The sequence below is a fragment of the Oscillatoria sp. FACHB-1407 genome (assembly GCF_014697545.1).
In the GTDB taxonomy this organism is placed as follows: domain Bacteria; phylum Cyanobacteriota; class Cyanobacteriia; order Elainellales; family Elainellaceae; genus FACHB-1407.
The window spans coordinates 88,419-103,841 of sequence record NZ_JACJSA010000014.1; the positions used below are offsets into that span (position 1 = coordinate 88,419).

At 48.5% G+C, this 15,423-nt stretch carries 10 protein-coding genes; 5 read left to right on the plus strand and 5 right to left on the minus strand.

The window, feature by feature from the left end:
* The first annotated feature begins 95 nt into the window (after positions 1-95).
* Positions 96-593 carry a glycine-rich domain-containing protein gene (locus H6G89_RS21540; protein ID WP_190510202.1) on the plus strand — a complete coding sequence of 166 codons (498 nt, stop codon included), beginning with the start codon at positions 96-98 and terminating at the stop codon, positions 591-593.
* Between the two features lie 404 nt (positions 594-997).
* Here H6G89_RS21540 and H6G89_RS21545 read toward each other — a convergent pair whose 3' ends face one another.
* The 3 genes from H6G89_RS21545 to H6G89_RS21555 form a co-directional block, all read right to left on the minus strand.
* Positions 998-3,556, minus strand: coding sequence for a beta strand repeat-containing protein (locus tag H6G89_RS21545; protein ID WP_190510204.1), 2,559 nt, complete (start codon positions 3,554-3,556; stop codon positions 998-1,000).
* A 405-nt stretch (positions 3,557-3,961) separates the two neighbouring features.
* A complete protein-coding gene (locus H6G89_RS21550) occupies positions 3,962-4,804 on the minus strand; it encodes a PPC domain-containing protein (RefSeq protein ID WP_190510205.1) in 843 nt (280 codons plus the stop codon).
* A gap of 104 nt (positions 4,805-4,908) precedes the next feature.
* Positions 4,909-5,247, minus strand: coding sequence for a hypothetical protein (locus tag H6G89_RS21555; RefSeq protein WP_190510208.1), 339 nt, complete (start codon positions 5,245-5,247; stop codon positions 4,909-4,911).
* A gap of 438 nt (positions 5,248-5,685) precedes the next feature.
* Here H6G89_RS21555 and H6G89_RS21560 point away from each other — a divergent pair, with 438 nt between their 5' ends.
* The gene (locus H6G89_RS21560; RefSeq protein ID WP_190510210.1) at positions 5,686-8,073 is read left to right on the plus strand and encodes an NB-ARC domain-containing protein; all 2,388 of its coding nucleotides are present in this window, start codon (positions 5,686-5,688) and stop codon (positions 8,071-8,073) included.
* 44 nt (positions 8,074-8,117) lie between these two features.
* On the opposite strand, the gene H6G89_RS21565 is transcribed toward H6G89_RS21560, so the two are convergent.
* Positions 8,118-8,774, minus strand: a complete 657-nt coding sequence (locus H6G89_RS21565) for a response regulator (protein WP_190510382.1) — start codon at positions 8,772-8,774, stop codon at positions 8,118-8,120.
* 51 nt (positions 8,775-8,825) lie between these two features.
* A complete protein-coding gene (locus H6G89_RS21570; protein WP_190510212.1) occupies positions 8,826-10,067 on the minus strand; it encodes a sensor histidine kinase in 1,242 nt (413 codons plus the stop codon).
* Positions 10,068-10,997: 930 nt separating this feature from the next.
* Here H6G89_RS21570 and H6G89_RS21575 point away from each other — a divergent pair.
* From H6G89_RS21575 to katG, 3 genes are all read left to right on the plus strand, one after another.
* Entirely contained in the window at positions 10,998-11,168 is a 171-nt protein-coding gene (locus H6G89_RS21575; protein ID WP_242060060.1) for a hypothetical protein, read from the plus strand.
* Positions 11,169-11,299: 131 nt separating this feature from the next.
* Positions 11,300-12,073 (plus strand): alpha/beta fold hydrolase, encoded by a 774-nt coding sequence (locus H6G89_RS21580; protein ID WP_190510214.1) that lies wholly within the window; start codon positions 11,300-11,302, stop codon positions 12,071-12,073.
* An 860-nt stretch (positions 12,074-12,933) separates the two neighbouring features.
* Positions 12,934-15,159, plus strand: coding sequence for a catalase/peroxidase HPI (katG, locus tag H6G89_RS21585; RefSeq protein ID WP_190510216.1), 2,226 nt, complete (start codon positions 12,934-12,936; stop codon positions 15,157-15,159).
* The last annotated feature ends 264 nt before the right edge of the window (positions 15,160-15,423 follow it).

Below are 15,423 nucleotides of genomic sequence, written 5' to 3' on the forward strand. Positions count from 1 at the left end.
CAAGCATCATCCCGCTATCGATGGTAGAGGAGTCCATTCAGCAGTTGGTGCCAACCTACTGTTCCTCGATGTTGTTTCTTTGAGGAATTCGATTCATGGTTATTTCCCAGCCTTTATTTCTAACAAATTCATCAGCCAATCAAGCAGCTTTTATGGTTCGGTTACAGGGTCTTAATCTCAGTCCAATCGCTTATCAACTCATGCACTCAGATGAGGGCAGCATCTGGAGTCAGCAGCAGATTAACGAGGCGATCGCAGCTTACAAACAGTTTTTGTTTTTGATTTATTGCTACCCCAATCAGCCCCTTGTACCCACAGAAGCGATTGACCGAGTCTGGCATCATCACGTTCTTGATACTCAAAAATATGCAGAAGATTGCCAGTTTCTTTTCAACCGTTTCATTCATCATTTTCCCTATTTTGGAATTAGGGGAGAGGGCGATCGCCAACAATGGCAGACCGCAGTTACTAAAACTCAAGCCCTCTTTCAAGAACACTTTGGAGTTGAACTCAATCCAACGTCAGGGTTTATGGATTGCCAACCTCTTTGGAATGGTGCAGATATGCTTCGTCCTCAACCCTGTTCTTTATAACCTCTAAACCAGAGTCAACCTGCTCTTCAGTTAGAATTCTGTCTGCGGAGAGCGCAATAGAAGAGGGATAAAAAAGCTGTGTCCAGAGGACACAGCTTTTAGCCTGACGATGTAAGTAGAAGGCTTTGAATGGTTCAAAAGACGGTGGAGCTATGTGTAGTCATCACAATCTAAATCGGGACTATTAACCTGGCAGTATTTGATCTTGCATCCCAATCGGTCCTCATCCCCCAACCCCTTCTCCCATGAAAGGAGAAGGGGAGCCAAATTGGAAGTCCCTCTCCCAAAGTAGGAGAGGGATTTAGGGTGAGGGCAGATGTCTTCACAATAGTTGCTGGGTTAATCGTCAGGCGAAGCCGCAACTCAGTTTATGGATGATTGCGTTGATCTCCGTTTCACGCGAACTACGCTCGCAGAATGATATCAGCCGCTGATAAAACCGTTCCACGGGTCAATGTTGCAATTTCTCCACCCGTTCCAAAACCGCTGGCTGAGCCATTCTGGTTGTAGTAGAGTTTGCCTGTACTTGGAACGTAGGTAATCAAATCGCGATCTCTCTGAGCGGCTCTAACGTTTCGCTCATTGAAGTCAAAGGTAACTCGACCACTTCGTCTGATGGCGTTAAAGGTCGTGCGATCGAGAACGATCCTATCTACCCCACGCACAAAATCAATAATCCGGTCAGGTCCAGTCGTCCGTGAGAAGGGTGCATTCGTATCAAACACAAACTGATCCCGTCCAGCACCGCCTCTGAGGGTATCTCGTCCATTGCCACCCGTCAGGATGTCATTACCGAGATCGCCCCTCAAGTCATCATTACCATTACTGCCTGTTAAGCGATCGTTGCCACCACCACCTTGCATGTTGACAGTACCTGCAAAACCAGCCGCATTAAAGGTATTGGCTCCAGCACCACCCGTGATATCCAGAATCTCAATGTTGGTGAGAGTATCGTTGCCCAGACCTGCCAGCGTAATACTGGTTCCGCTACTGGTAACGGTTAATGAAGTCACATTCGTAGAGAGACGGAAGGTATCGATGCCATCTCCACCGTCAATGGTGTCGTTTCCTGCCCCCGTGATGAAGAGGTCATTGCCTGCTCCACCATTGAGGGTGGTGTTACCCGTAAAGGCAGTCGTGTCAAAGGTATTGGCTCCAGCACCTCCAGTCAACTGAGCCACTTCAATACCTGCCAGGACATCGGTTCCCAAACCCGTTAATGCCGTGTCAGTCAGGGTAAAGTTGACATCACCACTTTCGACGATTGTGTCAGTTCCAGCACCGCCTGTGATCGTGTCATTCCCCGCATTGCCAGTCAATGTGTTGGCCGCTGCATCCCCGGTAATCGTGTCATTTTGTGCCGTACCAATAATCGTGGTATATCCCGTCAACGTCCGCACGACTCGGCGAGTTCTCGTTCCATTAACCACATCAAAGGTAAAGTTCTTACGAGCGTCGGCGAGGTTGACGGTAATGGCTGAGCCAAAGCCAGCCGCATCCAGCGTCGGGGCTGTTTGAGTCAAACCGGGCAATGCTCCATCCTGTCCATACACCACATAGACTCTGCCACTGCCACCATCGGCACTGGGGGCACCAATCGCCAGATCGGGTGTGCCGTCATTGTTGATATCGCCAGAGCCACTACCAGTGCCCTCACCAATCCGATCGTTGACCCCTCCAGTGATGACGATTCCCTGGTTGCCCGTCTCAATATTGGCGGCTGTCACCGTTGCAGCAAAAGCACTTGCCCCTCGTCTACCAAAGACGACAAAGGCTTGCCCTGTGCCACTATTTGCTGTTTCTGAGGAGATATAGATGTCATCGATTCCATCGTTGTTGTAATCAACTGTATTGGTTGACTTAAGACTACTAAAGCTGCCTGGAAGATCGATGCGGAACCCGTTCGTGCCATTGATGGAACCCACCGGAATGGTGCTTGGAAAGGGACTGGTGCTGGAGCGACCAAAGACCACAAAGGCTCTGTTTTCTGTGGTGCCCACCAACATGTCATCAATGCCATCGGCATTGACATCGCCGATCCGTCCAATCATGGTGCCCAACTCATCAGCGGTTCCACCCGTAATGGTGAAGCCATCAGCCGCCGCTAAAGTACTTGGGTTAATGTTGGTAGGTGAGCCAGCAAAGGTTCGCTTGCCAAAGACGACAAAAACTTCTCCAGCACCGCTAGGATTGGCAAAAGCAAAGTCTCCTATCGTATCATCATTGATGTCTCCCAGAAAGCGGACCGTTTCTCCAAACCTTGGGGTACCTGTTGTCGTAGCGAAGCTTAATCCTTGGTTGGTATTAGTAATAAATCCTGTTGAGGTTGGGATACTTGCTGTGGTAGCAGAGCCAAATAGAACAATAACGTTGCCAAAGGCACTAGCAATGGTGGGATTGTCATCTGTTTCTCCGATAATGACGTCTGCCAAACCATCCCCATTGATGTCACCCACATCCACTGAAGTACCCGTTCTGCGCTCAGTGCCACCATTTCCAAACTCAATGGACTCACTGGTTGGTAAGGCAAGTGCATCAATACTGCCACTGCGACTCGCATTCCCAAAAACAATTGCAACTCCCCCATTTACGCTTGTCCCACTAGGCAAGGGAAGACCAATAACGAAGTCAGGGATGCGATCGCCATTGAAATCAACAATTTGATTGCTTGCATTGCGGTCATCTGCCAGGGCGATCGCGATCGGACTAGCCAAAGGTGACACAGGAGAAAAGTTAAAGCTTGCTGGCAGACTGGGACCAAACTGTACATTGATCTGACCGAAATTTCCACCAGTGATGTTTGCGTCAGGTATGGTAGTGACGAGATCGCCAATGCCATCTGCATTCACATCGCCTAACACAAAGGCATCACCAAATCGACCATTGAGTACACCAGCAGGTATAAAGAACCCAGCACCTGTAGGGGTTATATTGCTCGTAAAACTGTTGAGGCTAATAGGCATAAGTGGATAACTCCAAAAAATTTAAGTAATGGGTCTGTAACGAGTCTGTGTATCTGGCTCCGCTGTTGCTTGAGTGCTTTGGGTTGGTACTTTTGGCTGAGCCGATGAACACATTCATTCAAGCTGGACGCTAAACAATCGTCAGCTAGAAAAAAGTAAGGAAGAGACAGGAAAAAGCAAGGTAAATCGTTCTATCTACAGATGAGGCGACGAGGGCAACGAATGATATTTGCGGGATATGCTACCCACTGTGGGGTTTACTCTCACGGGTTTAGAACGACTTAGAATGAAATGTGGCGTTGTCGATCAGATGCATAGTCCTTGATTAAAAGGGCGGTTTGCAAACCGCCCTGTCGTAAGGATGCTTATCGGTGAATCATGACCGCAGTCAGCACCGCCTGAAACTTAACGGGATTCAACCAAAATGGTGTAAGTTCCTGCTGCCCCGTTATAGCCTTCTACGAAGATCTGGTAAGTTCCATTTTGAGGCAAGGTGCCAGAGATTTCTGAGTTCGTGTCGCTGCCCGGAATGCGATCGTCGTTGTCTATCAACAGTGTGCCGTCGGGACCAATCAAAAAGGTATGCGGGTCAAAGCCACGTATTCCTGATACTAAAATCCGAATGTTTTGACCTGCGTGTCCTGCAAAGGTTTGCACACCGTGGCCATTTTGAGGAACTGTCCCAGAGGTGTTCACAATCGCAGAGACAGCTGCTGTTGTCGTTGGGCGAGGGGGTTGGTTAATGGTGTTGCCTGTGTTTGAATTAGGGCGATTAAAAGGAGTGTTGGGTTGAGTCGAAGAATTCCCCATGTTGTTAGCGGTTGCACCGGAACAAGCCGCCTGAGCTTGTTGGGCTGTCATCACTTCAAATCGCATTTCCTGGTTAGGGCAGCGCCATCCATCAACACCCAAAAATCCAGCTTGTCTGCATCCTGCTGCTCTCATTGCGCTCCCATCCGTGGGGCCATAGGTTTCAGCAAAACGCCAGGTTCCGCCCTGCGTTTGACCCCCACTCGCACGGGCTGTGACAAATCTGAGACGATCTACACAAGCCGTAGGGCTATTTACTTGGGCGTTACAGGTGGTGGCGGCGACATCAGGGCTAACTCCCGATCGCACTAAGTTTTGAAAGCATTCTTCAAAGGTCTGAGCACAAGCGGGTTTGCTAGATAACAGGACACTTGCTGCTCCAGCGGCTACAGCCACGGTCGAAAATGCTGCAACTGATATCAAAGTTTTAAGCTTCATGGTTAAGTCCTAAATGTTTGAGGTTGATGATGGGCGTTGCTGGATGCAGATAGGGGTCTAAAGAACTGCCCCCCGCGTATTTATCGCTCAGCAGGACTGTCTACCTATTGCCTGGCGACAGCCGCTTCCAGAATGGGTTCGAGCAGTTCAAAGTTTTCTGAGAGTGCGGGAAATTCGTCTGCGGAAAACGTACTCAGATCTGTACCGTTTCCGGTTTGTGGACAGGCATCCGTCAAGTCAAAGTACATGTCGGAATAATCGCCTTGGGGGATGATGAAATCCTCAGGGCTTAAAACCCCCGCATTGTAGGCTTCACAGGCCAGACGAAAAATGCGGACAGAGTTATCCTCTCCCGTTTGTTGAGCCAGGGCTACCTGCGAGGTGGCGGTTCCCGCCAATAAGCAACCTGTCACAACCAGGACACATTTCTGAACGATATTCATTAATACTCCTTCGGTAGAAAAAAGCTACCCAGCATCCCCTGTTCCATCCGCTTACAGCCATGCCGGGATCAAGGTGGTTTTTGGAACTAAGTACAACTCGTCGTAAATAGGGGTGGGAATTTGGAGTGTAGGGGTGGAACCCTTGGCTGGGGGCGCAGCCCTCACACCCCCTGGTTTTATTTCCGAAACCTATCTGTGAATAGCAGTACTAAGCTGATGAATGTCCTCAATTGAATTGGGATATTTAAAAATTGTCAGCAGGGAAAAAGCAAGGAAAAGGTAGGGAAAAAGTAAGGAAAAGGTAAGTTTTGATGCTGCAAGCCCCTAAGCAAGTCTGTAATTATGCTTAAGTAGTCGTAGCGATCGCTACCCATTTAAGTTGAATTCTGAGACACTGATGGAGTAGATAAGGAGTGCAATTCTCAAGAGAGAGAGCAGATGGAAGAGTTTGAGCCAGATAAATCTGGGGTCATCTTTGAGAAAGATGTTCTCAGTTTTATTGATGCCCTCATCTTCACTACGACAGGTAGACCTCTATCGACTGTCGAAATCCTTGTCTTGCAGGGTTCCTGGAACCATCAGAAATATCCTCAAATTGCTGCCCAACACGGTTACACCACGGATTATTTGAAGAATGATATTGGGCCTCAGCTTTGGAAGCAGTTATCGCAAGCGTTGAATGAAAAGGTCAGTAAAACGAATGTAAGAGCTGTTCTCTTACGGCGATTCTCTTCTAAAGACTTACCCGCAGATACCTTATCCAATCCTTCTATCTGGCAATCCGAACTCCCACCGGATACGGCTCAAGTTCCCACTGTACCCCCGTCGTTGAGCCATAATCTACCACCTCGACAGACCCAACTGATTGGTCGTCAAGCTGAACTGATGCAGTTATTAAAATGGCTCTCCTTTGACTATCCCATTCCCCATATGGGCATTGTGGGTACGGGGGGTGTGGGCAAAACAACACTCCTGGTAGAAGCTGCATATCACTGTTTGCAAACCCGTCCTGGGAAACCTTTTGGTGCATGGGGGGCGATCGCTTCTCCATTCGAGACGATCGTTTTTACATCGGCTCAAGTTCAACGGTTCACAACCAGCGGAATTTTGCCTCGATTGCGCTGCGAACGAACTCTACGAGACATTCTCCGGACTCTGGCTCGAACGTTGCACTGTCCCGAAGTTCCTTCCACCAGCTTTGCAGAAGCCTATGACCAAATCCTGCAATTTCTGGAGAATCGGCGCACCCTCCTGCTGATCGACAATCTAGACACCCTGGAAGAGCAGCAAGAGGTGTTCAGCTTTATTCAGGAATTGCCCGGAACTGTAAAAGTATTGATCTCTAGCCGCCACGTCGTTCCTTTTCCCCAAATCTCTCTGGAGGGGTTACCCCAGACCGAAGCATTGCAACTGATTCAATATCAAGCTCACGAGAAGGGGGCTCAAGTTGATCTGCGAGAAGCTCACAAACTTTACCAGATAACGGGTGGAGTCCCAGCTGCAATTGGCTACGCCGTTAGTCAACGCGCAATGGGTTACAGCTTAGAAGAAGCGATACCTCATTTTCAACAATCCACCAGTGATTTCGTTCAGTTTTATCTAAGTGGTACTATTCATTCATTGCAAGGAAAAGCCGCCGGTTCCTTGCTTAAGGCATTGGCATTGTTTGTGAAACCTGCTGTGCGGGAAGCCGTTCGTTTTGTGGCTGGCATTCAGGGTGCGATCGCTGCAATGGATGGTCTGGCTCAACTGCAAAAGCTGTCGCTGATTCAGCAAGAGCAAGGACGATTGACAATGCTTCCGTTAACTCGCGGCTATGTCTTTCATGAATTAGCAACTGATTTTATGTTTGAACAAGTAGCCCGATCGCGATGGATTGAGTGGTATGTGAACTATGCTCAGACGCATGGGGGCAAAGATTGGCGCGAGTGGCAGGATTATCAAGCTCTTGAACAGGAATGGGAAAACCTGACAGAAGTGATTGAATGGTGTATCGAGCACAACCGCTATGAAGAGGTCTGTCAGTTGTGGCGATTGCTCAAATGCTACACCTACTCTCAGGGCTATCGCCAGTCTCGCCTCACCTGTTGGGATAGTCCGTTAAATTGGTTGAACTGGTTGATTCCAGAAGCGCAAACCCGTCAGGATTGGGCAACCACTGCGGAAATGCTGGGCGATCGCGCCTGGAAGCTGACTCTAATGGGGCAACCCCAACATTTGACGGCAGCGGGAATTTTGTTTCCTCAGGCGTGGGAACTGCGCCACTATCAAACCGTTCAGTGGCAAATTGAGTTAGCGATTTATACAGCAGCATGGCATCTGCAACAAGACCATTTTGTGCTAGCAAGCCAATGGTTACAACAGGCTCAAGCTTTATTAGAACAAGCGCAATTTGGTTCCTCTTTCACCTCCCGGCACTCGCTGTTGGTTCGATACTATCAAGGCGAAATTAGCTACAAAACCAACCAGTATGAGGCAGGAGAAACCCTCTTTTCGCAGATCGCTGAGCAAGCACAGGCGATCGGTTGGCAACGGGCTGTGTTTTTAGCCAAAGACTTTTTAGCCGATATTGCCATTCAACAGGGACAACTGGATAAAGCTCAACAACTTTTGATCGAAGGCTTGCAGGTGGCTGAAGCGCACAGTGACTTCTGTAGTCAGGCGTATACAAAGCGATCGCTGGGTCAACTGGAACGCCAACGGGGGCATCTCTCCACGGCTCATCGTTGGGTGAGCGAAGCCAAGGCAGAATTTGAACGGTTGGGGATGCTTCCAGAAGCAAAAGAAACTCAAACTCTCTTGCAGCTTGTCGTGTCAAATGATTAATCATTTTGTTGGTGATATTCCAAAGCTGTGGCTATAAGGCAAAATCAGGAGTTAGGCATGGTTGAAAATTGGGAATGCGCGTAGATCGCCAGTTGAGAACGATTCCGCAGATCCAGACGATTGAGCAAATGGTTTACATGGGTTTTAACAGTTCCCTCAGAGATGTAAAGCTGGGTAGCGATATCACGGTTGGTTAACCCCTGCCCGATCAGTTGTAATACTTCTTGTTCCCGGCGGGTCAGGTGAGAAACCTCTGGGGAGGGGATAGAGGGGGCAGGACTGGGGACTGGAGTTCCTGCAATTAATTTCTCCATCAGCCCAGGAGCCAATTGAGTATAGCCCCGGTGAACTAAACGAATGGCTTGGGCTAACTCTTCTGAGGGCATGTCTTTGAGTAAATAACCCTTTGCCCCCGATCGCATCGCATCGGCAATATATTGGTCGTCATCAAAGGTGGTTAATACCAGAACACTAATGTTGGGGAAGGATTGACGGATGAGGCGAGTGGCTTCTCTGCCATCCATAACAGGCATTTTCATATCCATTAACACCACATCTGGTTGGAGAGCTTCAACCTGCTCTAGAGCCACTTTTCCATTGTTGGCAACGCCAATGATTTCTAAGTCCGGTTCCAGGCTCAACATCGCCTTGAGTCCCTGGCAAATCAAATTCTGATCATCAACCAACAGCAGACGAATCATGGCGATCGCTCCAAAACTCCTAAACCATCTAATCACAAGAGATGATTCATATTACGCAATTTCTGGTGTTTCAAAGCAATCATTTGGCATCTGAGTTGCAAATCCATTCTTGAGGGGTAAGCTGACGGTGATGTGACACCCTGAACCGGGTGCAGCCTTTAACCAAAACTCACCATTGAGTGCTGCAACCCGCTCTCGCATTCCTTGCAACCCAAATCCAGGTGAATGGCTCTCAAGACAGAATCCGTGACCGTTATCCTCAATGGTGAGATGCACACCATCTGGCGTGGCTCGTAACTCCAATCGAACTTGGGTCGCCTGAGCGTATTTGCAGATGTTTGTTAACGCTTCTTGCACAATTCGGTAAAGTGTTTTGACCACTTGTGGAGGTAACATCGCTTCGATCTGAATGCTATTAGCGACGGATATTCCTGTACTTTGTCGAAAATCCTCCATGAGTGAGGCGATCGCACTGTCTAAAGCAGGTTCTTCATGAGCATCTGCCCTTAATGCTCTAACCGATTGGCGCACTTCCTGAATCGCTAGCTTGCCTAGCTGCTGAGCATGATCTAGAAACACTCTTGCCTGGTTTTGATCGTGCTGCCAAAGTTTTGCCACTGTTTGCAGTTGGATATTTAAGTTGGTCAATGCATGACCTAAGGCATCATGAATTTCACGGGCAATTCGATTTCGCTCTTGAACAGCAGCCAAATCTTCAATTTGTAGGGCGTACTGTTGTAATTGCTCGTGAGCCAGTGAGAGTTGTTGTTGAGCTTTACGTTCGGCTAACAGTGTGTTTACTAATTGCGATACCAGAAAAATTACTAATCCAAACATCAGGTATTCAGCAATCTGATGCATCCAAATGCGCTGTAGATGAGCGTTTGGTAGCCCCAAAGGGAGAAATGTTTTGACGTATTGTATCTGATGAACTGAGAACAAAACGAATGACACGCCTGCAACAATCCAACGCCCAATTGGCTGAAATAAAAAGCAACTGCGAATCATCACAATCACATACAACGTTGGCAGAATGTGCAGATATCCCAAAACAGTTCCAAAGAATATCAGACTCATCTCAATGGCTGTATATACATACTTAATAGCAGGACGACCCGTCGGCAGCATCACCCCCATGATCCCCAATAAAACCAGGATCACAATGTGCTGCACTGGAATAGTTTGTTTCTCCCATGCCTCAAACACAGCCATTCCCATACAGCTTGCCAGCATGACCCATTCTGTATAGAGCAGAAACTGAAAGGGACTAGAATGAAGTTTGGGCAGCAGCATAGGGAGCCTCACTCAGAGTTAAGTGCTAATACTGTTCTATTAATACTGTGAACCCCTCTGAAGAACAAAGAACAGAGCCATTTTTCTAACTTCTGTTATAGATTTGAGCCAATGGCATCAACGAAAGTTAGAAACGAAAGTTAGAGCAGATGACAGTTCCAGATTGGGTTGTAGAATGAAGAAGTCGATCGCTTAACAAAGTGTTACTTTTATGACCCTCAACCCTCAGGTTGAACCAGAAATATCGCAGATCAAGGCAGAAGGCGAACGTCATCCAGAGCCGAATGCTGAAAAGATCCTATGTCCTCACTGCCTGAGAACCGCAACAAATGGTATAAAGTGCCGGGGGATATGTGTAGCGGATAGCGACTATTAGAAGTCAAGTTGGTAGGACTGCGAGGGATGATATGCTGCCTCACCAGGTTGCTGTCTGGTAGTGGTGCCGCAGCCTTATAGCAAGAGGTTTGACTGATTTGCGACGCTTCCAAAGAGTTTCGGGGAAGGCAAAACAACGGGCGATCGCAATTGCAGAAGTAGTGACCTTCTGTTCGGATTACCACAGTGATAAAGATGTGTGAACGGAAGCATCGCTATTGAGACTGATTTCTGATAGGGGCTAGAACCTTAGTACTTCTTTCTGGTTAAGCTTGAGAATAGCCATGCGAATTGTCAATTAGTTTGTGCTTTTCCATGCAAGCAAAATCTTGAATGACAACCCTTCTAATAAGATTGGCTGGGAAGGATTTCAGGCTTTGTTGTATTCGATTATTTCCTAAATTTGCCTGACTGAGCTAAACAGGGCGTAGCATGTCACGATTTAACTTTACAATACTTAATCTCAACTTATTGAGAATAATCTTAAACTATTTTTCGTCAAGCTTATTGAGGATACTTCTCAATAAGCAAAGGCTATTCTCTAATTCTTGATCTATGCAAACTTACGACAATCCAACCGTAAAGTATGGCTGGTGGGCAGGAAACGCCCGCTTTGCCAACCTTTCTGGCTTATTCATTGCAGCTCATGTTGCCCAGGCTGCACTCATCACCTTTTGGGCAGGGGCATTCACGCTATACGAAACTTTCTGGGTTGCCCCTACTTGACCAATAGGTAAGCCAGGACTGATTCTGTTACCCCACTGGCAACATTGGGTCTTGGTGTGGGTGATAGCGGATAGGTGGTTGATATCTATCCCTTCTTCGTAATACGAAATCTTTAACAAGGAAATACCCTGATGTCTCATATTGCCGATGCCGTCTGGTTAAACGTGAGTCCTGCTTTAAAGGGCTTCGATCGCCCCCTCCTCAAAAACCTCGCTCAATCCACCGCGATCGCCCAATGGGAATATTCTCAAAACCTTGATGAACCGACTTCTTTAGACACGGCATTGGTGTTACTGCATGATTACTTAAAACATCGCGATCGCCCAATTCACTTACTGGGACACAGCACAGGTGGGTTGCTAGGGTTGCTCTATGCACGTCAACATCCCGAACGAGTGCGATCGCTCACCTTACTCTCGGTCGGAGTCAATCCTGCAATCGATTGGCAGTCACACTACTATGCTCAACGTCGATTACTACCCTGTGATCAAAAAACACTTTTACGACAGATGGTATATGCCTTAGTGGGATGCTCACCAAAAGATACTACACAGACATTGATGAAACTTTTAGAGCAAGATTTGTATCAGTCCCTTTCACCCCACAGTCTGGTGCGATCGATGAGTTTATTACCAATATCCGTTGAGATTCCACTGCTAGTCTGCGGTAGCGTGAACGATACTGTCATTGATCCCAATCAGCTTCGGGGGTGGCAACAATATCTACATCATTCAGTATCTCGTCTTTGGGTTTGCCCAGGTGGGCGTTATTTCTTTCACTACTTCTATTCAGAAAAGGTGAGTGAACAGATTGTTCAGTTCTGGAACAGTATTCAAGTATCACAGCAGATATCTGAAAATCAACTTCTGATGTGCAACATGAGCGAACCTTATTCTCGGCACTAGGAGATGCAGCAGATATTCGTCTATGCCATCTGTTGATTTGAACTGGCTCAACTAGTGTTGCGAACACAAAGTTCTGCAATGTAGGGGGTTTGGGAGCTTCGCCCCCAAGAAGGGGTGGAACCCCTTCACCCCTTTCAAAACTTATTTTTTGCTGTACTAGACAAGGATGAATTAGAAGGTATCGTGCAAGGGGATCGACATGAGACAGAAGGGGTCATGCCATTCTATATTTGTGCGATCGCCATTTGTAGGATCGCCGTTGCAATTGAGTCTCCAATAAAAAGTTCACTTGTAAGATAGACGTTGGGTAGTGCTCTGAAGGGAAGGATGATGGGAGGACAGGGGGGTGTGAAATGTCCACTCTCTCACCCTTTCACTCTCACTCTATTAGTCCCCAGTCTTTTCTAAATTAGGACTACCGAAGTCAGAACAGCGTCTGTTTAATTCACACTCTTACCTACTAATCGATTGACACCCATCACACGGTTTATTGACTTTTATCAACACCTTGTTAATAGAAGGTAAATCACTTTGAGATCTTTTACAGTAACCTTTACCAACTCTTGTAACTACAAATTAGGAGACATAAGTTACCTTTCAAGACTTATGTAATTTCTCTCAATGTAATACCAAACCTATAAGGTCACAGCTAACATTTTTATCTCATGAATTATGTATGCCTGTAGACACTTGTGCTGAGGCTATCGATATAACCAATTGTTTCAAATCATAACGTTGATTATATTTCCTTTCGATTATATTTCTCATCGATTATCCCAGTAATTACACCTGTGTTATTTGTTTGCAATAACCGCAGTTGATCAAAAAACCTACCCACATACTTCGATAGGAAAATATTTATGAGCAGCGGAAGTGGATGCCCATTTACGGGTGGTCAGAAATCTCAGCCTCGTCATGTGCCATCCAACCGAGAGTGGTGGCCGAATTATTTGAATCTGAACATCCTCCACCAGCATACGCCCCAGGCTAATCCTATGGGGGAGGATTTTAACTACGCTGAGGAGTTCAAGACGCTCGACTTAGCTGCCCTGAGAGCAGATATCTATGAGCTAATGACCACCTCTCAGGACTGGTGGCCAGCCGATTACGGTCACTATGGTCCGCTCTTCATTCGGATGGCATGGCACAGCGCAGGCACCTATCGCATTGGCGATGGTCGCGGTGGTGCGGGTTCGGGGAGCCAGCGATTTGAACCGCTCAACAGTTGGCCCGACAATGCCAACCTCGATAAGGCACGCATGTTGCTGTGGCCCATTAAGCAGAAGTACGGCAAGAAAATTTCGTGGGCTGACCTGATGATCTTTGCAGGTAACTGCGCTTTGGAATCGATGGGTTTCAAGACATTGGGCTTTGCTGGCGGGCGCGTGGATGTTTGGCAACCCGAAGAAGATATTTATTGGGGATCTGAGAAAGCCTGGTTGGGGAATGAGCGTTATGAGGGCGATCGCGTCCTCTTAAACCCTCTCGCTGCCGTTCAGATGGGTCTGATCTACGTAAACCCAGAAGGACCAGACGGTGAGCCTGATCCAATCGGCTCAGGGCGCGATATTCGTGAAACGTTTGGTCGGATGGCGATGAACGATGCCGAAACGGTCGCGCTCACGGCGGGTGGGCATACCTTTGGCAAGTGTCACGGTGCGGGTGAGGCGACACACGTAGGTCCTGAGCCGGGGGGTGCCACCATCATCGATCAGGGTCTTGGCTGGAAGAACGCCTACAACACAGGAGTTGGCGTCGATGCGATTACCAGCGGCATCGAAGGCGCATGGACTCCCACGCCAACCCAGTGGGATAACAGCTATCTCGAAACCCTGTTCAAATATGACTGGGAACTAACGAAGAGCCCTGCTGGCGCGTGGCAATGGAAGCCCAAGGGTGACGCAGGCGCGGGTACGGTGCCCGATGCCCACGATCCATCAAAACGGCACGCTCCAATGATGACCACAGCAGACATGGCGATGAAGATAGATCCCATCTATAACCCGATCGCGCGGCATTACCTTGAGCACCCCGATGAATTTGCTGAAGCGTTTGCCAAGGCGTGGTTTAAGCTGACCCATCGTGACATGGGACCTCGCGCACGTTATCTCGGTCCAGAGGTTCCCCAGGAAGAGTTCCTATGGCAAGACCCCATCCCCGCTGTCGATCATGAGTTGATTGATGAGCAGGACATTGCCGCCCTCAAAGCTAAGATTCTTGCGTCGGGGCTGTCTGTGTCCCAACTGGTTTCAACCGCCTGGGCATCGGCATCCACATTCCGCTGCTCCGATATGCGGGGTGGTGCGAACGGGGCACGTATTCGTCTTGCGCCGCAAAAGGATTGGGAAGTTAACCAGCCACAGCAGTTGGCAACGGTGCTGCAAACCCTGGAGGGAATTCAACAGGAGTTCAATAATTCGCAGTCGGGCGGAAAGCGGGTTTCGATCGCCGACCTGATTGTTCTGGGTGGCTGTGCAGCCATCGAGCAAGCCGCGAAGAATGCCGGTCACGAGGTGACGGTTCCCTTCAAGCCGGGACGCACCGATGCGTTGCAGGAGAAAACCGATGTCGAGTCCTTTGCAGTGCTGGAGCCAACGGCAGACGGGTTCCGCAACTACACCAGCGGCAGACACAGCGAATCGCTCGAAGAACTGCTGGTGGATCGGGCGCAGCTACTGTCCCTCTCCGCCCCTCAAATGACGGCTCTCCTGGGTGGCTTGCGCGTCCTGGGGGCAAACTTTGGAGGGTCTAAGCACGGCGTCTTCACCCACCGCCCAGAGACGTTGACCAATGACTTCTTCGTGAACCTGCTCGACCTGGGCACGACGTGGAAGGCAACTTCTGAAGAGGAATATGAGTTTGAGGGAAGCGATCGCAAAACGGGTCAACCCAAGTGGACTGCCACCCGTGTTGACCTCATCTTCGGCTCAAACTCCCAGCTTCGTGCCCTGGCGGAAGTCTACGGCAGTGTGGACTCACAGCAGAAGTTTGTGAATGACTTTGTGGCGGTATGGGACAAGGTGATGAATCTTGACCGCTATGACCTTCGCGCCGTTTTGGCAACAAGTTCTGCGAGAGGTTTCTAAGCGACACATGAACGATGATCTTGGGATCAGCGATCGCGGCTATGCTCACCTGCGGTACTGCTAAAGCCGGGGAGAAGCGAGAGACAAACAGGATGGCGGCGTTTCAAAACAAGTTGAAACGCCGCCATTGTTTTAGTTCCTGATGCCAGTTGGTTCAATAAGAAGGTGCTGCCATATCATTGCTTGGAAACCAGGTTTGTATGAGGTTTGTTGGCGAAGAGCGTGTGGAAAAAGGTTGATTACAGATTAACCAATGACAGATCG

Excerpts from the sequence above, each read along its gene's own strand:
- H6G89_RS21540 (WP_190510202.1), top strand. The coding sequence starts at position 96 with ATGGTTATTTCCCAGCCTTTATTTCTAACAAATTCATCAGCCAATCAA.
- H6G89_RS21545 (WP_190510204.1), bottom strand. The coding sequence starts at position 3,556 with ATGCCTATTAGCCTCAACAGTTTTACGAGCAATATAACCCCTACAGGT.
- H6G89_RS21550 (WP_190510205.1), bottom strand. The coding sequence starts at position 4,804 with ATGAAGCTTAAAACTTTGATATCAGTTGCAGCATTTTCGACCGTGGCT.
- H6G89_RS21555 (WP_190510208.1), bottom strand. The coding sequence starts at position 5,247 with ATGAATATCGTTCAGAAATGTGTCCTGGTTGTGACAGGTTGCTTATTG.
- H6G89_RS21560 (WP_190510210.1), top strand. The coding sequence starts at position 5,686 with ATGGAAGAGTTTGAGCCAGATAAATCTGGGGTCATCTTTGAGAAAGAT.
- H6G89_RS21565 (WP_190510382.1), bottom strand. The coding sequence starts at position 8,774 with ATGATTCGTCTGCTGTTGGTTGATGATCAGAATTTGATTTGCCAGGGA.
- H6G89_RS21570 (WP_190510212.1), bottom strand. The coding sequence starts at position 10,067 with ATGCTGCTGCCCAAACTTCATTCTAGTCCCTTTCAGTTTCTGCTCTAT.
- H6G89_RS21575 (WP_242060060.1), top strand. The coding sequence starts at position 10,998 with ATGCAAACTTACGACAATCCAACCGTAAAGTATGGCTGGTGGGCAGGA.
- H6G89_RS21580 (WP_190510214.1), top strand. The coding sequence starts at position 11,300 with ATGTCTCATATTGCCGATGCCGTCTGGTTAAACGTGAGTCCTGCTTTA.
- katG (WP_190510216.1), top strand. The coding sequence starts at position 12,934 with ATGAGCAGCGGAAGTGGATGCCCATTTACGGGTGGTCAGAAATCTCAG.